The 19,343-nt window shown below is 64.7% G+C and carries 14 protein-coding genes; 7 read left to right on the top strand and 7 right to left on the bottom strand.

Annotation, left to right across the window (positions count from 1 at the left end):
* The first annotated feature begins 71 nt into the window (after positions 1-71).
* A complete protein-coding gene (locus tag RY1_RS28470; protein ID WP_072807409.1) occupies positions 72-1,301 on the top strand; it encodes an aminotransferase class I/II-fold pyridoxal phosphate-dependent enzyme in 1,230 nt (409 codons plus the stop codon).
* Complete coding sequence (locus tag RY1_RS28465; protein ID WP_084727951.1) at positions 1,298-2,854, top strand: NAD-dependent epimerase/dehydratase family protein; 1,557 nt, start codon at positions 1,298-1,300, stop codon at positions 2,852-2,854. The genes RY1_RS28470 and RY1_RS28465 overlap by 4 nt, the downstream gene beginning before the upstream one ends.
* Here the strand turns inward: RY1_RS28465 and RY1_RS28460 are convergent.
* Positions 2,772-3,299, bottom strand: coding sequence for a DnaJ family domain-containing protein (locus tag RY1_RS28460; protein ID WP_072807408.1), 528 nt, complete (start codon positions 3,297-3,299; stop codon positions 2,772-2,774). The two genes, RY1_RS28465 and RY1_RS28460, sit on opposite strands and share 83 nt — an antisense overlap.
* Positions 3,300-3,310: 11 nt before the next feature.
* Positions 3,311-3,562: a modification methylase HgiDII gene (locus RY1_RS28455; RefSeq protein ID WP_072807407.1), complete on the bottom strand. Its 252-nt coding sequence runs from the start codon at positions 3,560-3,562 to the stop codon at positions 3,311-3,313.
* A 156-nt stretch (positions 3,563-3,718) separates the two neighbouring features.
* Here RY1_RS28455 and RY1_RS28450 point away from each other — a divergent pair, with 156 nt between their 5' ends.
* Positions 3,719-8,212, top strand: coding sequence for an ATP-dependent helicase (locus tag RY1_RS28450; RefSeq protein ID WP_072807424.1), 4,494 nt, complete (start codon positions 3,719-3,721; stop codon positions 8,210-8,212).
* A 3-nt stretch (positions 8,213-8,215) separates the two neighbouring features.
* On the top strand, positions 8,216-8,998 hold the full coding sequence (locus RY1_RS28445; RefSeq protein ID WP_072807406.1) for a DNA-formamidopyrimidine glycosylase family protein: 783 nt from the start codon (positions 8,216-8,218) through the stop codon (positions 8,996-8,998).
* 49 nt (positions 8,999-9,047) lie between these two features.
* Here the strand turns inward: RY1_RS28445 and RY1_RS28440 are convergent, their stop codons facing one another.
* Positions 9,048-10,052: an FUSC family protein gene (locus RY1_RS28440; RefSeq protein WP_072807405.1), complete on the bottom strand. Its 1,005-nt coding sequence runs from the start codon at positions 10,050-10,052 to the stop codon at positions 9,048-9,050.
* 258 nt (positions 10,053-10,310) lie between these two features.
* Here RY1_RS28440 and RY1_RS28435 point away from each other — a divergent pair, with 258 nt between their 5' ends.
* Positions 10,311-10,853, top strand: coding sequence for a hypothetical protein (locus RY1_RS28435; RefSeq protein WP_072807404.1), 543 nt, complete (start codon positions 10,311-10,313; stop codon positions 10,851-10,853).
* 18 nt (positions 10,854-10,871) lie between these two features.
* Here the strand turns inward: RY1_RS28435 and RY1_RS28430 are convergent, their stop codons facing one another.
* Positions 10,872-12,608 carry a glycerol-3-phosphate dehydrogenase/oxidase gene (locus RY1_RS28430; protein ID WP_072807423.1) on the bottom strand — a complete coding sequence of 579 codons (1,737 nt, stop codon included), beginning with the start codon at positions 12,606-12,608 and terminating at the stop codon, positions 10,872-10,874.
* A gap of 112 nt (positions 12,609-12,720) precedes the next feature.
* Between RY1_RS28430 and glpK the strand changes: the two genes are divergently transcribed.
* On the top strand, positions 12,721-14,226 hold the full coding sequence (gene glpK / locus RY1_RS28425) for a glycerol kinase GlpK (RefSeq protein ID WP_072807403.1): 1,506 nt from the start codon (positions 12,721-12,723) through the stop codon (positions 14,224-14,226).
* Here the strand turns inward: glpK and RY1_RS28420 are convergent.
* Positions 14,211-15,392 (bottom strand): aminotransferase-like domain-containing protein, encoded by a 1,182-nt coding sequence (locus tag RY1_RS28420; protein WP_072807402.1) that lies wholly within the window; start codon positions 15,390-15,392, stop codon positions 14,211-14,213. The two genes, glpK and RY1_RS28420, sit on opposite strands and share 16 nt — an antisense overlap.
* A gap of 163 nt (positions 15,393-15,555) precedes the next feature.
* Positions 15,556-16,959, bottom strand: a complete 1,404-nt coding sequence (locus RY1_RS28415) for an NAD(P)H-quinone dehydrogenase (RefSeq protein ID WP_072807401.1) — start codon at positions 16,957-16,959, stop codon at positions 15,556-15,558.
* A gap of 171 nt (positions 16,960-17,130) precedes the next feature.
* Here RY1_RS28415 and RY1_RS28410 point away from each other — a divergent pair, with 171 nt between their 5' ends.
* Entirely contained in the window at positions 17,131-17,592 is a 462-nt protein-coding gene (locus tag RY1_RS28410; protein ID WP_072807400.1) for a gamma-glutamylcyclotransferase family protein, read from the top strand.
* 17 nt (positions 17,593-17,609) lie between these two features.
* Here the strand turns inward: RY1_RS28410 and RY1_RS30265 are convergent.
* Positions 17,610-19,343: HNH endonuclease (locus RY1_RS30265; protein WP_503629810.1), on the bottom strand; the 1,734-nt coding region annotated here is incomplete at its 5' end.

The following is a 19,343-nucleotide window of genomic DNA, read 5'->3' as shown; positions in this document are numbered from 1 at the left end:
CGCGACCATCGATTCACTCTTCCGTTCGTTGAACGAAATCTGCCCGACCAACCACAGGAGATCAGGGAACGATGACCGTAAACCGTTTGATCAAACGTCTCGACGGAGACGAACGCGTGGATCTGCTTCGCGCAGTCCGCGAATCCGATGTCAGCCCGTACTTCCGTGTCATGGAATCCGCTACCGCGCCCGTCGTCCGGGTGGAGGGTGCGGACAAGATCATGTTGGGCTCCAACAACTATCTGGGTCTGGCCGATCATCCGGACATCAGGCAAGGTGCACAGAACGCACTGGACACGTTCGGCGCTGCGATCACCGGTAGCCGTCTGCTCAACGGCACGATGGATCTCCACCTGGAACTCGAGAACGAGATCGCGGAATGGCACGGCACCGAGGGTGCCATGGTGTTCACCACCGGCTACCAGACCAATCTCGGAACGATCAGCGCCATCGTCGGCAAGCAGGATGTGATCGTGGTCGATTCCGCCGCGCACGCATCGATCCGAGACGGAAGTACGTTGTCCGGGGCAGAGGTTCGCAAGTTCGCCCACAACGACATGGCGGACCTGGAGGCACAACTGCAGCAGCCCGTCGACGGCGACGGCGCTGTTCTCGTCATCGTCGACGGGCTCTACTCGATGGAGGGTGACCTGGCACCTCTCGGGGAGATCACAGCCCTCTGCACGAAATACGGAGCCGCTCTCATGGTCGACGAGGCCCACAGTCTCGGTATATACGGCGACAAGCTGACCGGAGCCGCCGAGTTGTTCGGCACCGCGAACGAGACCGACATCAGAATGGCGTCGCTGTCGAAGAGCCCCAGTTCCACCGGAGGTTTCATCGCCGGGTCGAACGACCTGCTCGATTCGCTGCGAATCCATGCTCGGGCATTCCTGTTCACGACGTCCGGTGTACCGGCGGCAGTCGGCGCCTCGCTCGCCTCCATCCGGCTGATCCGCAGCGAGGAAGGCCGGCAGCGATCTCGCCGAGTACTCGAGAATGCGGAAGCGCTGCGCAGCGGTCTGGCGGCGGAAGGTCTCGACGTCGGGGCCCGCTCGCCCATTCCGGGTGGAGACACCGCGTCGCCCATCGTGTCCCTTCACGTCGGCGACGACCTCGTCGCGATGAATCTGTGGCGCAGCCTGTTCGACAAGGGCGTGTTCACCAGTGCCGCACTGCATCCCGCGGTTCCTCGCAACGGTGCGCTGCTCCGGTTGTGCGCGATGGCATCGCACAGCGACGAGCAGATCCGGACGGCGATCTCCACGATCGCCGAAACCGTTGCGGAGCTTCCGTCGTGACGCTGCGCATCGCTGTCACCGGAGCGACGAGCGATTTCGCGAAGGCGATTCTGCCGACACTGCTGGGCGACGACGAGGTCGAGTCGGTCGTGGGGCTCGCCCGGCGTCCTGCGACACTGCACCACGAGAAATTGAGCTCGGTCAGGGCCGATATCCGATCCCCCGAGTTGGAGAACATCTTTCGTGGGTGCGACGTGGTGATCCATCTCGCCTTCGTCGTCGAGGAACTGCGCGACAAGACCGAGACTCACGACATCAACCAACGAGGCTCGCGCAACGTACTGGACTCGGCGTATCGCGCAGGGGTGCGACGCCTCGTCATCGCATCGAGCATCAACGCCTACGGCGCCGAGTTGCACGACGATCCGATCGACGAAAGCTACTATCCGGCAGGCGATCCCGATCGGTACTACTTTCACGACAAGGCGGAGGTGGAGCACTACGCGGAGTGGTGGCTACGCCGGCACCCCGGCGAGATGACGGTGTCGATGCTGCGGCCCACGTACATCATCGGACCCGATTTCTCGAACGACGGAATCGACCAGTTCACCGGTAGGATCGCGGCGTTCCCGCAGGCCGACAAGGCGTCGTACCAGTTTCTTCACCAGAACGACCTGGCCGACGCGTTCCACCGCGCGGCCAAGACGGACCTCGTCGGCCCCTACAACGTCGGACCGCACGATTGGACCGGCGTTCGAGAGCTTGCGCGAATGCAAGGCCAGTGGCTGTTCGACGTCCCGGAGGGACCTGCGATTCGCGCTGCGAACATCGCGTTCCGACTCGGACTCACTCCGTTCTCGGGGCAATGGGTGACGGCAGGAGAACCCGTCGTCGACTCCACTGCGCTGCACGAGAAGACAGGGTGGTCGCCGACTCTGACCTCGCGCGAATGCGCGGCGATCATGATCCTGTTGCAGGGCAGGCCGATCCTCGGTTCGGAGTACGCCCTGACCCGTCACGACGCATGCGAGGCGGCTCTTGCGCCCGCCTCCTCGATCGTCGGAACTTCGGGCGGCGAACACGTCCAGCTGACGACGCCCACCGGTCGCGTGCACTGCGAGGTCCACCCGGGTGCCGGTGTCGGCCACTCCGGGGGCACCGTCGTCGTCCCGGTTCCGCCCGGATCGCATGCCCGCTACCTGACGCCGGTGGCCCGAGACGTAAGCAGAAGTGGACTGCATGTGGTTCTCCTGGACCTGCCCGGCCACGGGTTGAGTACCGGTGCGCGCGGACGGGTGACGCAAGCGGAGTTCGACGCGGCGGTCGCCGAGGCGATCGAGTACGCGCGCGACCGCTTCGGGTCGCCCGTCTCGGTTCTCGATCTCTCGGAAGTGGATGCCTCGGAAGTGCATGCCCCGGAGATGGCGGTGTCGCGCACGGCAACGCAGGATTCCGACGGTCTGCTTCCCCGGCGGGTTCGAGCGAAGATCTCCTACGGCTCGATACCGTCGGCTCGGACTGTCGAGGAGATCATCGAGACGGTCGGCCGAACAATCCGCGGAGTCTCTGCCACCACCTCGGAGGCGCGTCACGCGGTGCCGGAGCAGAGCTGAGCGCGTCAGGACGCTGCACGGCACCGTCCGCGGCTGCCCGGTTGACCTTCCATTGCCGCACCCAGTCCTCCACATCGACCGGCGCGATCGGGATCAACGGCGGAGTCGGCATCCGGATCCAGTCGACGACGCGCACGTTCAGCTCGCTCACCGTGCTGCGGACCGAATCCTCCAGACGCAGTTCGATCAACGTCGCGGGCAGCTTCTCGATTTCCTTGCGGAGCTGAAGCGAGGTGGGCAGCAGCGCATCGACCGAGAGGTTCTCACGTTCGAGGTAGCCCTTGATCCACCACAACTCGTCGCCGGCCCCGCTGCCCCGCGGAATCGGCTTACCCGCACCGCCGAGGTTGTCGAAGGCACCACGCTCCTGCGCCTCGCGAATCTGCTTGTCGACGAACGATTCGAAGGTGACGCCGGGTTTCTTTCGTTCCGTCACAGTCGACAATTCTGCCCCGATCAGCCGTATTCGGCCACGAGTCGATCGAATTCCGCTCGATCCACCAGCTGAGGTTCGCCGATCGCAAAGGCCTGCGCGTACTTCGACGCGAGGTGGAAGTCTCGGCCGAGCGGCCCGCGCTCCCCGTCCTCGTCGTCTGCCTGCACGCTCGCACCGGGCGGCACCTCGTTCTGCAGGCCGTTGGTACGCGCACCGAGTCGGGCGTCGAGCTTCGCGGATATCTGTTGCATGGTCTCTTGGTCGTCGGTCATTCTGACGCCGTACCCGTTCGCCCCGCATTCGACACCCGCGAGGCGATCCGAGGATTGTTTGTCGGTACCGCGGGGCATCATGGTCGGGTGGCAAGGAAACCTGCAGCGGAGACCGACGTGCGGGGCAGCGAAGCGGACCCAGCGGCTGCCCTGGCGATGTTCTCCGCGCCCACCCAGGAGTGGTTCGCCGGCGCGTTCCCTGCTCCGACGTCCGCGCAGGCGGGCGCCTGGGAGGCAATCTCGAGTGGCAGGCACACGCTCGTCGTCGCGCCCACCGGTTCGGGCAAGACGCTCTCGGCATTCCTGTGGTCCATAGATCAGCTGGCAACGCGCGAGAAAGAAGCCGAACGCAAGACGAAGGTTCTCTACATCTCGCCCCTCAAGGCGCTGGCTGTCGACGTGGAGCGCAATCTACGCGCTCCCCTGGTCGGCATCACGCAGACGGCCAAGAGACTCGGACTGGAGCCTCCTGACATCTCGGTGGGTGTTCGGTCGGGTGACACCTCGGCCGCCGACCGCCGCTCGCTGATCAAAACACCTCCCGACATCCTGATCACCACCCCAGAATCGCTCTTTCTGATGCTCACATCGGCGGCGCGGGAATCGCTCGCGCTCGTGGACACCGTCATCGTCGACGAGGTCCACGCTGTTGCGGGCACCAAACGCGGATCCCACCTGGCGCTGTCGCTGGAACGCCTCGACCTCATGCTCGCCCGGCCTGCGCAGCGGATCGGACTGTCCGCGACGGTTCGCCCCCACGAGGAAGTCGGCCGCTTTCTCACCGGAGCAGCCCCGATCGAGATCGTCGCACCACCCGCACCCAAGACGTTCGATCTGACCGTCCAGGTTCCGGTCGAGGACATGACGGAACTCGGCGTCGCCGAGCCTGCCGAGGGATCTGCATCGGCCGCCCCGCAGCAGGGGTCCATCTGGCCGCACGTCGAGGAGAAGATGGTAGATCTCATCCTCGAGCATTCTTCGTGCATCGTCTTCGCCAATTCACGCCGTCTCGCGGAGCGATTGACCGCCAGACTCAACGAGGTCTACGCCGAGCGGCTCGGAGACTCGGTCGACACGCAGCACCGACCACCGTCGCAGTTGGGCTCGTCGGGCGAGGTCAATCACGGCGCCGATCCGCTGCTCGCTCGTGCTCACCACGGCAGTGTCAGCAAGGATCAGCGCGCACTCATCGAAGACGATCTCAAGACCGGTCGCCTGCGATGCGTCGTCGCCACCAGCAGCCTGGAACTCGGAATCGACATGGGCGCAGTCGATCTCGTGGTTCAAGTCGAAGCTCCCCCGTCGGTGGCCAGCGGGCTGCAACGCGTAGGCCGGGCCGGTCACCAGGTCGGCGAGATCTCCAAGGGTGTGCTGTTTCCCAAGCACCGCACCGACCTGATTCACTGCGCCGTCACCGTCGAACGGATGACGACCGGAAAGATCGAAGCACTCTTCGTTCCCGCCAATCCACTCGATATTCTCGCCCAGCAGACCGTGGCCGCCTGCGCACTCGAACCGATCGATGCGCACGACTGGTTCGACGCAGTTCGGCGCACCGGCAGTTTCGCGACGTTGCCACGGTCGGCCTACGAGTCCACACTGGATCTGCTGTCCGGGCGCTACCCGTCGGACGAGTTCGCCGAACTGCGGCCGCGCCTGGTGTGGGATCGCGATGCCAACACACTCACCGGTCGCCCCGGCTCGCAACGGCTCGCCGTCACCTCGGGCGGTTCGATCCCCGACCGCGGCTTGTTCACGGTGTACATGGTGGGCGAAAAAGCTTCGCGCGTCGGCGAACTCGACGAGGAGATGGTGTACGAGTCGCGGGTAGGCGACGTGTTCGCGCTCGGCGCCACCAGCTGGCGTATCGAGGAGATCACCCATGACCGAGTACTCGTCAGCCCGGCGTACGGCCAACCGGGACGGCTTCCCTTCTGGCACGGCGACGGACTCGGTCGCCCCGCCGAGCTCGGGCGAGCACTCGGTGAGTTTCTGCGCAGCACGTCCGAACGCGACGGGCTCCCCGAACGATTGAGCGATGACGGCCTCGACGTCAACGCTGTCAACAACCTCATCGCCCTTCTCGACGAACAGAAGGAAGCAACAGGCCAACTACCGACGGACCGCACGATGATCGTCGAGCGGTTCCGCGACGAACTCGGCGACTGGCGGCTCGTCCTGCACTCGACCTACGGCCAGCAGGTGCACGCCCCGTGGGCACTTGCGATCGGCGCTCGCCTGATCGAGCGCTACGGCATCGACGCCGCTCCCACCGCATCCGACGACGGCATCATCGTTCGTCTTCCCGATACCGAGGATCGACCGCCCGGTGCCGATCTGTTCGTGTTCGACAGCGACGAGATCGCCGACATCGTCACCGAGCAGGTCGGCGGCTCGGCCCTGTTCGCGTCACGCTTTCGCGAATGCGCGGCTCGCGCTTTGCTTCTCCCCCGGCGAAACCCTGGCAAGCGTGCACCGCTGTGGCAGCAGCGCCAGCGATCGGCGCAGCTGCTCGATGTCGCTCGCAAGTATCCGACGTTCCCGATTCTGCTCGAGACCGTCCGCGAGTGCCTGCAGGACGTCTACGACCTGCCCGCGCTCGAAGAGATTCTCACGCAGATCGGCCGACGCCAGATCCGTATCGTCGAGATCGAGACGCCGACGCCCTCTCCGTTCGCCAACTCTCTGCTGTTCAACTACGTCGGTGCGTTCATGTACGAGGGCGACAGCCCCTTGGCCGAACGGCGCGCGCAAGCACTGTCTCTCGACTCCGCGCTGCTGGCCGAGTTGCTCGGCCGCGTCGAACTGCGGGAACTACTCGATCAGTCCGTCATCGAAGCAACCGAACTCGAACTTCAGCGCCTGGCTCCCGATCGGCGGGCAAAGGACATCGAAGGCGTCGCCGATCTGCTGCGCATGCTCGGCCCGCTCACCACCGAGGAAGTCGCCGAGCGTACCCACGGCAAAGAGTCGTTGCAGTGGCTCACCGAACTGGTGTCGGCCAAGCGAGCATTGGAGGTCAGTTTCGCGGGCCGCACCTGGTGGACAGCGGTCGAGGATGCAAGCCGCCTGCGTGACGCCTTGGGCGTCCCGCTTCCCATCGGCACCCCTGCCGCGTTCATCGAGCCGGTGGAAGATCCGATGACCGACCTCGTCAGCCGGTACGCGCGCACGCACGGCCCGTTCTCGGTGACCGATCTCGCTGCGCGATTCGGCATCGGAACTGCGGTAGCCCGCGGGGTTCTCGGCACCCTGGGCGCAGACAAACGAGTGATCGAAGGAGAATTCAGGCCGGAGAAGACCGGGAGCGAATGGTGCGACGCCGAGGTGCTGCGCAGGCTGCGTCGGCGTTCGCTTGCGGCAGCCCGTCAGGAGGTCGAGCCCGTCGGCACGGCCACGCTCGGGCGGTTCCTCCCCGCCTGGCAGCATGTCGACAGTCGCCAACTCAGCGGAATCGACGGCGTGGCAACGGTTGTCGAACAGCTGGCCGGTGTGCCGATTCCGGCGTCGGCATGGGAACCGCTCGTGTTGGCGTCGCGTGTGCGCAACTACTCACCGGCGATGCTCGACGAGCTGACCTCGACGGGAGAGGTGATGTGGTCGGGGCACGGATCCATCACCTCGAAGGACGGGTGGGTCTGCCTGCACATGGCCGACACCGCACCGTTGACGTTGGCGCCACCCGCCGAATCCGACCTGTCCGAACTTCAGGTGCGTGTTCTCGACGCCGTCGCGGCCGGTGGGGCGTACTTCTTCCGCCAGCTGTCGGACACCGTCGGCAGCACCGACGACGACGGTCTTCACGCCGCGTTGTGGGAGCTAGTGTGGGCGGGAAGGCTGAGCAACGACACGTTCGCCCCGCTACGAGCGCTTCTCAACGCAACTACTCGGGCAGCCCCGAGCCATCGTGCACCACGCCGAACTCCACGGCTTCGTTCCTATCGGCGGTTCGAGCGGCCCACTCTCCCCACGCGTACCGGTCCCCCGACCGCAGGCGGTAGATGGTCCAGACTCCCCGAACTCGAACCCGATCCGACCATCAGAGCGCACGCCACGGCCGACGTTCTGCTCGAGCGCTACGGCATCGTCACACGGGGGGCTGTGATGAACGAGGGCGTTCCCGGTGGATTCGCCACGATGTACAAGGTTCTCACTTCTTTCGAGGACTCCGGTCGCAGTCGACGCGGCTATTTCGTCGATTCTCTCGGCGGAGCACAGTTCTCCACCTCCGAGGTCGTCGACAGGCTGCGCACGTACGACGAGCGAGAGAAGACCGGTGCCGTCGTCCTCGCCGCGTGCGATCCGGCCAACCCGTACGGTGCAGCGCTGCCGTGGCCGAAACCGGAGGAGGATTCCGACTCTCCCCGGCACCGACCGGGGCGTAAGGCAGGAGCCCTCGTCGTGTTGCACGAGGGTGAGCTCACGCTGTACATCGAACGAGGAGGCAAGACCGTGCTGACCTTCGATACCGACGATGCCGTCACCACCATCGCTGCTCACGCGCTCGCCGCGACCGTGAAACGCGGAGGCGTCGAGAAGCTTCTCGTCGAACGTGTGGACGGCAACGACATTCACGGAACCGCGTTCTCGAAAATTCTGACCGAGGCCGGATTCTCTGCCACGCCGCGTGGCCTGAGACTGAGGGGGTGAGCGGTGCCGGAGGGCGATACCGTCTACCGCGCCGCGAACTCGCTGCGCGCAGCTCTGGAGGGAAAGGTGCTCACTCGCTGCGACATTCGCGTACCGCGTTACGCAACAGTCGATTTCACCGGACGCACGGTCGATGCCGTGCTGTCCCACGGTAAGCACCTGCTGATTCGGATCGGTGATCGTTCGATTCACAGCCACCTGAAGATGGAGGGAACCTGGCAGGTGTATCCCCGCGGCGCCAGGTGGCGTAAGCCTGCCTTTCAGGCCCGTATCGTCCTCGAGACTGCCGACTCGACGGCGGTCGGTTTCGAGCTCGGTGTCCTCGAGATCGTCGAGAACGAGAACGACGCCGTCGGGTATCTCGGCCCCGACCTTCTCGGACCCGAGTGGGACGCAGGTGTTGCCGTCGCCAATGTGCTCTCCGATCCCGATCGTGCTGTGGGACTTGCATTGCTCGATCAGCGCAACCTGGCAGGACTCGGCAATGTCTACCGCAACGAGATCTGTTTCCTGCGCGGCGTCGATCCACGTACACCGGTCCGTGAATCCGGAGACATCGCGAAGATGGTCGATCTGTCGTTTCGCACCATCGTGGCCAACAAGGACCGCAGCCAACGCGTCACCACCGGGGATCGTCGTGCAGGCCGTCACTTCTGGGTCTACGGCCGGGACGGCAAGCCGTGCAGGCGCTGCGGCACCACCGTCGAATCCGGACTGCTGGGTGACAATCCGCTGGCCGAACGCCAGATCTATTACTGTCCGTATTGCCAGCGGCAACCCAGCTGATCCACAGGTTGAGCGACCAGAATTCGAGTCATGACAATCTTGGCGATACTCACTCTGGTCGTGATGGCCGTGTCGGGCCCGGTTGCTGCACGGGCTCCACGGAGTCTGGTACGTACCCGAGGACAGCAGGCAGAGCAATCCCGAACAACCACGCAAGGCCCACTCCGAGAACGGTCTCTGTCAACCGTTCGTTGAAGCGGAAGGTTGCGTCCTCGGGAGATGGAGCGATCAACAGCAGCAGCACGAGGAACGTCGTGAACGTGGACGTGACGTACCACCGGCTCGCATGCGTCGCCGCCGCACAGGCAACGCACGCAAGCACTGCGATGCCGAATATCCACGCCTCGGCACCGGATTGGACGAGCAGCACCGCAGCGGCGCCGCCCACGAACACCGACACCACCCGGCCTGCCATCCGAAGCGTCGTCTGTTCGGCGCCCGGTCGCATCACCAACAGCACCGCGGCACTGGCCCACCCGACGTGCTCCAGCCCGAACATGAACCCGATACCTGCGGCCGCAGCAGCCGCAGCACCCAGGCGCACGCCGTAATCCAAGGCGGGAGGCTCGCCCGCCGGAGCAGGCTTCGCCTGGCCTGCCGGCCAGATCAGCGACACGACCGCCGCGTACACCGAGCCGCCGAGAAGAACCAGGGCCAAGCCCAGGCTTGTACTCAGATCGCTGTAGCTGAGCCCGACCGCCGCCATCGGCAACGACAACACCAGAACAACGGATCCCGCCGGGGACGCTCGCGCGAGCACGACGGCGCCGAACGACAGAACGAACATCGTCGCCACTGCCAGCCACGGCACCGCGGCCACCACCGAGCCGAGTACCAACGGGATCCCCGTCATCAGACCCAGAAGCAGCACGCGTAGCCGCCCCCGCCGCGTAGGCGCCAGACCCACGATCGCAGCCGGGATCACCCCGACGGCAAACGCCGCACCCCGTGTGACATCGAAGTAAGTCACGATCGACGCTGGCAGAGCGTAGACGACTCCCAGGGCCGCAGCGTTCCATTCCCAGCGCAGCGAACGCGTCGGTGCCGAGGGCATCAGTTCTCTGCAGGACGCTCGCGGCAGACGATGCGCGCATCCTCTATGTCGATCAGTGCATCGGCGTCGAAACTGATCGCGTGGCCCATGACCGCCGTCGTATCCTCTGCTCCGCTCACGCTTCCTCCGAAACCGAAGAGAAATACCTGTCGCCCAGGGAACACGGTAGGACGGCTACACAACCGTTGTCCTCACTCTTTGTGGGTGAGAGGTTCGGTGCCGAGACCGGAGTGAGTGCGAGCATTAGGCTCTCTCGCTATGGCACCGAACCTGCGGAACCTCCTGCACCGCCCCCTGCTGTCGAACTCGAGTCCCCTCGATCCGGCGAATGCGGCCAGCAGAATCAGTGCATATGTCTACGGCAACATCTTGATACTGGCGGCGCTCATCCCCATCACGACGCCGGAGGAACACACGTTCCAAGCAGTCGCGATCGTCGTGGGTACCGGCGTGTCGACCTTCGTCGCGCACGCCTTCGCCGAGGGTGTCGGTCAGACGGTCCGAACCGGAACCGATCTCTCGCCGCGGCAACATATCGAAGAGCTTCGCAATTCGGTGCCGATCCTGAGCGCAACCGTTCTACCCACGGTATTGCTCGCCGTCGGATGGTGGGGTCTGCTCGACCCGGCGATCGGCCAGATCGCCGCCGAGGTGATCATCATCTGTCGCATCGCGTCGACCAATTTCGTGATCAGCCGGCTACGAGGCGAGAAGCCCAGCCGCGGCGCGTTCTTCGGCTCCATCGCGCTCGCTGCAGGAGCTGCGATCATCGTGTTCGTGAAAATCCTTCTGACGCACTGATCTTCTACTTCCGAACTTCTACTTCTGTGCCGGCTGCACCGGTTCGAGAATTTCCTGACGTGCCTCGGGGGCGACCACACGCAGAGCGTCTGCCGACTCGTCGTCGGGCTGCATCTGGGATTTGACCTCGGCCTCGACCCGCGCGGTGTAGGTCTCGACCTCCCGGTCGACATCGGCCGCGCTCCATCCCAGAACCGGGGCGACGAGTGCCGCGACCTGGCCCGCACAGTTGACGCCGCGATGGGAGTACTCGATCGAGATGCGTGTGCGACGCGAGAGTATGTCCTCCAGATGCAGTGCGCCTTCGGCTGCCGCGGCGTACACGGCTTCGACCTGGAGATAACTCGGTGCGTCCGTGATCGGCTGCAACAGATACGGCTTGTCGCTCGCCATCGCGATGACCTCGTCGATGAGGGAACCGTAACGATCGAGCAGGTGCGTCACGCGGTACGGATGCAGCCCGTACAGCTGCGCAAGGTGATGTGTCTGATTGACCAGCGCGAAATAGCCGTCTGCACCCACGAGCGGAACCTTCTCGGTGATCGAGGACGCAACGCGAGCAGGTACGTCCTGCGAGGCGAGGTCGACCGCGTCCTCCGCCATGACTCGGTAGGTCGTGTACTTGCCACCTGCGATGGCAACGAGGCCGGGCGCCACCCGAGCCACCGCATGCTCCCTGGACAGCTTCGACGTCTCGTCGCTCTCCCCCGCGAGCAACGGACGCAAGCCTGCGTACACACCGTCGATGTCCTCGTGCGTCAGTGGTGTCACCAACACCGTGTTGACTTCCCCGAGGATGTAGTCGATATCGGCTTTCGTCGCAGCCGGGTGAGCCAGGTCGAGCTTCCAGTCGGTGTCGGTGGTGCCGATGATCCAGTGCGCGCCCCACGGGATGATGAACAGTACCGATTTCTCGGTCCGCAGGATGATCGCCGCCTCGCTGACGATACGGTCACGCGGGACGACGATGTGAACACCCTTCGAGGCCCGGACACGGAATCTCCCGCGCTGCGAGGACAGTGCCTGAATCTCGTCCGTCCAGACGCCGGTCGCGTTGATGACGACGTGGCCGCGCACCTCGGTCGTCGCACCGTTCTCGGAGTCGCGGACTCGCACACCGGAGACGCGGTCCGCCTCGCGGAGGAATCCGACGACCTGCGTCGAAGTACGGACGACAGCGCCGTAATGCGCGGCCGTGCGTGCCACACTCATCGTGTGCCGTGCGTCGTCGACGACGGTGTCGTAATAGCGAATTCCGCCGATCAAGGACTTTCGCTTCAGACCGGGAGACATCCGCAGCGCACCCGAACGGGTGAGGTGCTTCTGTGCGGGAACCGACTTGGCGCCGCCCATCGTGTCGTACAAGAAGATTCCGGCTGCGATGTACGGACGCTCCCAGACTCGGTGCGTCAACGGAAACAGAAACTTCAGCGGCTTGACCAGGTGCGGGGCGAGGGTCGACAGGGACAGTTCACGCTCGTGGAGAGCCTCGCGCACCAGACCGAACTCGAGCTGCTCGAGGTAGCGCAGGCCACCGTGGAACATCTTCGACGAACGACTCGACGTCCCCGACGCGAAGTCACGAGCCTCGACGAGCGCCACCTTCAGTCCGCGCGTTGCCGCATCGAGAGCAGCGCCAGCGCCGACGACACCGCCACCGACCACGACGACGTCGAACTGCTCGGATCCGAGCTGTTCCCATGCGTCGATGCGAGCCTGCGGTCCCAGGAATGTGCTGTTGGATCGGTTGCTCAAGAACTTGCTCCCCACGTGGATGGTTGCGCCGCCTGCTTCTCTACTCGCGTTTGCAAGGCTACCGTTCGTGACCGATACCCGCGCGAGCCGTGAACCTACGACAGGAGACGCTGTGACATCCGACAGCTTCATTGCATCGATCGACCAGGGAACCACGTCGAGCAGATGCATCATCTTCGGCCACGACGGGAAACCTGTGGGGTCGGCTCAGAAGGAACATCGCCAGATCTTCCCGCGGGCAGGGTGGGTCGAGCACGACGCCGAAGAGATCTGGGTCAACGTCCGCGAAGTCGTCGGCGCTGCACTCGGCAACGCCGACGTCAAAGCCCAGGACATCGCAGCCGTCGGAATCACCAATCAGCGTGAAACCACCCTGGTGTGGGACAGGACAACCGGAAAACCCGTTCACAACGCCATCGTGTGGCAGGACACCCGCACCGACGCGCTGTGCAAGGAACTCGCGGGTGATCGTGGTGCCGACCGCTACCAGGCGATCACCGGGCTTCCGCTGTCCACCTATTTCGCCGGCCCCAAGGTGCGCTGGATTCTCGACAACGTCGACGGCGTACGCGAGCGCGCCGAGGCGGGCGAACTGTGCTTCGGGACGATGGATTCGTGGGTCCTGTGGAATCTGACCGGCGGCACCGACGGCGGTCGGCACATCACCGACGTCACCAACGCGTCGCGAACATTGTTGATGGATCTGGAAACTCTGCAGTGGCGGGAGGACATCTGCGCCGACTTCCGGATCCCACTTTCGATGTTGCCCGAGATCCGCACGTCCTCCGAAGTGTATGCAGAGGTGAGGCCGAGGGGTGTCCTTGCAGGAGTGCCGATTTCAGGCATCCTCGGCGACCAGCAGGCCGCAACGTTCGGTCAGGCATGCTTGTCTGCGGGCGAGGCGAAGAACACGTACGGGACCGGAAACTTCTTGCTGCTCAATACCGGAACGACCCCGGTTCGCAGCGAACACGGACTTCTGACGACCGTGTGCTACAAACTCGGTGACAAGGACACGGTCTACGCGCTGGAGGGCTCGGTTGCGGTCACTGGATCTCTGGTGCAATGGCTCCGCGACAACCTCGGAATCATTTCCGACGCCGCCGAAATCGAAGATCTTGCCCGTTCCGTCGACGACAACGGCGGCGTCTACTTCGTACCCGCGTTCTCCGGGTTGTTCGCGCCCAGGTGGCGCCCCGACGCCCGTGGTGTCATTTCCGGCCTCACACGGTTCGCCAACAAGGGCCACATTGCACGAGCTGCGCTCGAGGCCACCGCATTTCAGACACGCGAGGTCATCGACGCGATGCGCGCCGATTCGGGTGTAACGCTGACCACTCTGAAGGTCGATGGCGGCATGGTCGTGAACGAGCTGTTGATGCAGTTCCAATCCGACGTACTCGGTGTCCCGGTCGTACGTCCGGTCGTCAACGAAACGACCGCACTCGGCGCCGCCTACGCGGCCGGCCTCGCCGTCGGGTACTGGAGCGGCGAGGACGACATCCGTGCGAACTGGGCAGCGGACAAGACGTGGCAACCCGACCTCGACAGCGACGTGCGCGAGCAGATGTACACCACCTGGAACCGGGCCGTCGAACGGACCTACGAGAGCGCGTGAGCGGCCTTCAACCGAGAGACGGCCTCGCGCAGAATCGGAGCCGAGGAGCTCGCGAAGCACATGCGCGCAGACCCTGCGTACGCCGCCGACTCCGCGAAGGCCCGACCCGGCACGAATGCCACACCCTGCTCGAGGGCGCGCGGCAGCAGAATCGTGGTGTCGGTGCCGTCGTCGAAGCTCGCCCACACGAACATTCCGCCGTCCGCGGGCGAGACACTGAGGCGGTCACCGAAGGCACTGTCCAGCGCAGTCCGAAGTGCCGTCGCCCGGCGCCCGTATTCTGCGCGCAACGCGATCAGATGCGTCGCCAACCAATCGGTGTCGGACAGCATCTCGGCGGCCATCTGCTGAGTCATCGACGATCCGCACAGGTCAGCACCCTGCTTGAGAAGTTCGACGGCGTCGCACACGGGTTTCGGGGCGACCATCCACCCCACCCTGAGCGCAGGGGCCAGGATCTTCGACGCGCTCGACAGCCGGACGACACGATCGGAGTACGACGCGATCGGCGCAGGCGGGGGCGTGTCGAACCATATTTCGCCGTAGGGATCGTCCTCGAGAATCCAGAACCCGTACTGCTCGGCGAGAGCCGCCAGGTGCCTGCGTCCGCTCTCGGACATCGTGACACCGCGCGGATTGTGGAAGTTGCTCACCGTATGGACCAGAGCGGGTCGCAGCCCTGCGGCAAGTCGTCGTTCGAGTTCGACGGTGTCCATGCCCGAATCGCCGATCGGAATGGCGTGGATTTCGGCGCCTGCGATCGAAAAGACTTGCAGCGCACCGGTGTATGCCGGCTCGTCGACGACGACGACTGCACCCGGATCCACCAACGCCTGCGCCACGAGAGTGAGCGCCTGCTGCGATCCATGAGTGATGACGACCTCGGACGTATCCACGGCGCGACCGATCACCGACGACTGCAAGGCTGCAACGACCTCGCGAAGCCTGCGCCAGCCCGAGGTCTCACCGTATTGAACCGAAGACGATTCGCCGAGGACAGCATGCGCAGCCTCTCTGACGCGATCCACCGGTATGAGTTCGGTTGCCGGAAGCCCGCCTGCCAGTGAGATCACGTCGTCGCGAGCAGTGAGTGCGAGAAGGTCTCGAATGGCGGAACTCTCGATCGAGTCGAGCCGACGGGCAAGGCCCGGCAATGTCGTGGTCATGATGTTGCTCCCAGCAGCGAGAAACGGATGAACGAACTACCCGAGGATCGGCTGGGGTGCGAGGGTGCCGGATGGTGGTCGGCTGGATCTCAGTATCGCAGAGCGAATCAGGATATGAAACTTCCATTCCACATGCTGAGATTCCGAATCACTCCGATCATGCCTAGTCCAGGTCGTCGTGACGCATGAGCTGGCGCGCGGCTTCGGTGATCGAACCGGTCAGCGACGGGTACACCGAGAATGTCGCGGCCAAATCGTTGACCGACAGATTGTTCTGCACTGCCATTGCGATCGGGAGGATGAGTTCCGACGCGGTGGGGGCGACCACGACGCCGCCGATGACAACGCCGGTTGCCGGCCTGCAGAAGATCTTCACGAAACCGCGCTTGAGGCCGGACATCTTCGCTCGCGGGTTGGTACTGAGCGGCAACATGACGGTACGAGCAGGGACGTCCCCACTGTCGATCGACGACTGACTGACTCCGACCGACGCGATCTCCGGGCGGGTGAACACCGCCGATGCAACGGTTTTCAGCTTGATCGGCGTCACTCCCTCACCGAGTGCGTGATACATCGCGATACGGCCCTGCATCGCAGCGACCGACGCGAGAGGCAACAGGCCTGTGCAGTCACCGGCCGCGTAGATTCCGGCGACCGAGGTGCGCGATACCCGGTCGACACGGAGGTAGCCGCCGCGGTCCAGTTCGATGCCGACATTTTCGAGACCGAGACCGGAGGTGTTGGGTACCGAGCCGACCGTCATCAGCGCGTGTGAACCCTCTACCGTGCGGCCGTCGGCGAGCGTGACGATCACACCGGTCTCGGTACGCTGCACCGATTCGGCGCGCGCATGCTTGACGAGGGTGACACCTCGTTCGTTGAAGGCGTCCTCCAGTACCAGTGCGGCGTCCTCGTCTTCGTGGGGAAGCACACGGTCACGGCTCGAGACGGCGGTCACCTTCACGCCCATCTCCGTGTACGCCGACACGAACTCGGCGCCGGTGACTCCGGAACCGACAACGATCAGGTGCTCGGGCAGTGCTTCGAGGTCGTAGAGCTGGCGCCAGTTCAGAATGCGCTCGCCGTCCGGCTCGGCACCCTTCAGAATCCGCGGACTGGCACCGGTCGAGATCAGTACGACATCGGCGTCCAGGATGCGTTCACCGCCGTCGGCGAGGGTCGCACGAATCTGATGCGCCGCCATTCCAACCTGCGTGTCGATCATTTCGGCGCGACCCGAGATCAGCTCGACGCCGACCGACCGCACCCGTGCCGCGATGTCGGCGGACTGGGCCTGGGCCAAACTCTTGACTCGGGCGTGGATCTGAGGCAGGGCGACCGCCGCCTTCGACGGGTCGAGCGAAATACCCAGATCGCCTGCGCGGCGCATCTCGGTCCTGATGCCGGTCGAGGCGATGAAGGTCTTCGACGGCACGCAGTCCCACAGAACGCAGGCTCCACCGATCCCCTCCGAATCGACCAGCGTCACAGTCCCCCCGTGCTGCGCTGCCACCAGTGCTGCTTCGTACCCTGCGGGTCCGCCACCGATGATCACGATCCGGGTCATTGATCCTCTTCCAATTCGGGAGAAATTTCGTGCATTTCCGGTACAAACCTATTCCAGTGACGAGCGTCATGCACCGGTAAGGCTTGCTTCACTTGTCTCTCACCTGCCGAAACGCCCGGTTCCGGGCTTCCGACGCATCCGAAGATCATCCGACGGTTTAGGCTGGCCGACGTGCCAATCTATGCCGCCTACGGATCGAACATGCATCCGGAGCAGATGTTGCAGCGTTGCCCCCATTCCCCGCTGTCGGGAACCGGGTGGCTGCACGGCTGGCGGCTGACCTTCGGCGGCGGCGACATCGGCTGGGAAGGCGCACTCGCCACCGTCGTCGAAGACGCCGACTCCAGAGTGTTCGTCGTGCTGTACGACGTACCCGTCGAGGACGAGGAGCGGCTCGACCGCTGGGAGGGTTCCGAGCTCGGAATCCACCGCAAGGTGCGGTTGCGCATCGAAACCGCCGACGGACCGGTACTGGCGTGGCTGTACGTCCTCGACGCCTACGAGGGCGGATTGCCGTCGGCACGGTATCTCGGGGTCATGGCCGAAGCAGCCGAGATCGCCGGAGCACCAGCGGACTACGTCCGGGGCCTCCGAACCCGCAATAGCCGCAACGTCGGACCAGGCACGACCTGACCGAAGGGACCGCGTGATCAGAACGGTGGTTTCTCGTTGCGGGCGCGGTGCCAGCGGGCGAGGTTGTGTTCCCGGAACCGGCGCCGGATGATCCGTACCTTCGTGCGGGCAGCCTCGGATGCGGCGGCATGCATATCCGCCAGTGTCGGGGAGACTGCCTCGGTGGGCATGTTCTTCTCCCACCACGTCGGCGCGTCCCACCACTCAGGAGTCTCCGGGGCTGGAGTCTTGGAGGCTGGTGTGTCCGACGCAGTTGCCTCCGGGTCGGTCGTGTCCGACGCAGTTGCCTCCGGGTCGGTCGTGTCCGACGCAGCAGTCTCCGAGACAGTCCCGTCCGACGCAGTTGTATCCGGGTCTGGTGCGTCCGGAACAGTCGTGTCAGAGGCGGCTGTATCCGGGTCTGGTGCGTCCGGAACAGTCGCGTCAGAGGCCGTTGTATCCGGGGCAGCCGTGCCAGAAGCAGTCGTTCCCGAGACAGTCCTGTCCGATGCATCCGGGGCAGCAGTGTCCGAGGCAGCAGTGTCCTGCGCAGCAGTGTCCGGGGCTGTCGTGTCCGGGGTCGATGCGGTCTCTCGGGTACGGCGTCCGCGTCTACGTTTACGTGGTGGTCTCGGGCACCCCAGATCGGGAAGGGTGATCGTCCGCAACCCGGACCGACTCGTCCACACGATCGCACCACCAGCCAACATTGCCACCGCCCACGCCTGCGCCGTCTTGAACCGATGATGGCTCGTGCACGAGGGCTGCAGATTCGACTCGATACTCCACCCACCCCGCTCGGGATCCTGGTGATCGAACGGAACAATATGATCGAGTTCGCACTGCGTCGAGGGCACACTGCAATCGTGATGAGTGCACGTGGAATACGTCATCCGCACCCGCGCCGCCACCTCAGCAGACGGACGATACGTCAGAGCGCCCGGCGGCGGCACCCGATACCCACCATGACCATCAGGAAACACCCCCAAGGCCAGAGCCGGATCAGCAGCAATCGCAGCCAACAACTCAGCGACCACCTGGGCCCGCAACGCCTCATCGGTAGCCCCCAACCCACCCGAAAAGCACCCAGACCCCGACCCTGATCCCGTGGGCGCCGGAGCCGTGGGCGCCGGAACCGCCCCGGCCGACCGAATCCGGCCCCGCGCAATCAACCGCGGCACCAACACAGCCCCATACCCAGACCTAGACCCAGCCGCATTGTCTGAAGCGGGCACTACAGAATCACCGGGCGATGTGCCGGATACAGCTGCAACACAATCGGACTCGGACCCGGAATCGGACTCCGGATCCTCTGCGACCCCACCCGATCCCTCGAGATCGTCGGTACCCTCAGTCTTGCTCGACTCCTCGGGCGTGCTGGACTCCTCGGAATCGCCTGGCGCCGCGGACTTACCGGTCGCTTCAGTCTTGCTCGACTCCTCGGGCGTGCTGGACTTTTCGGATGTACTGGCGTCTGCGGAAGTACTGGGCACCGCAGAATCACTGGCAGCGTCGGGCTCGCCGGACTCGTCGGACTCGCCGGTGGCGGTGGCCCTGCCGGCGTGAACGGTCATCATCTCCGTCAACATCGCCTGCCACACCGCATCACCCGCAATCACCCGCGCCACATCCGCATCCAACGCCGACCCATCCGGCAACACCGCAGGCTCGGACGTCAACCCCAACAACGTCTGCACATCGAACAGAATCTGCACCAACGGACCCCGCCGACCATCCGGCAGATCCGCCACCCCGAACTGCGCACACTCCTG

Source organism: Rhodococcus yunnanensis NBRC 103083, from assembly GCF_001895005.1.
Taxonomy (GTDB): domain Bacteria; phylum Actinomycetota; class Actinomycetes; order Mycobacteriales; family Mycobacteriaceae; genus Rhodococcoides; species Rhodococcoides yunnanense.
This window is presented reverse-complemented; position numbering and strand designations above follow the sequence as displayed.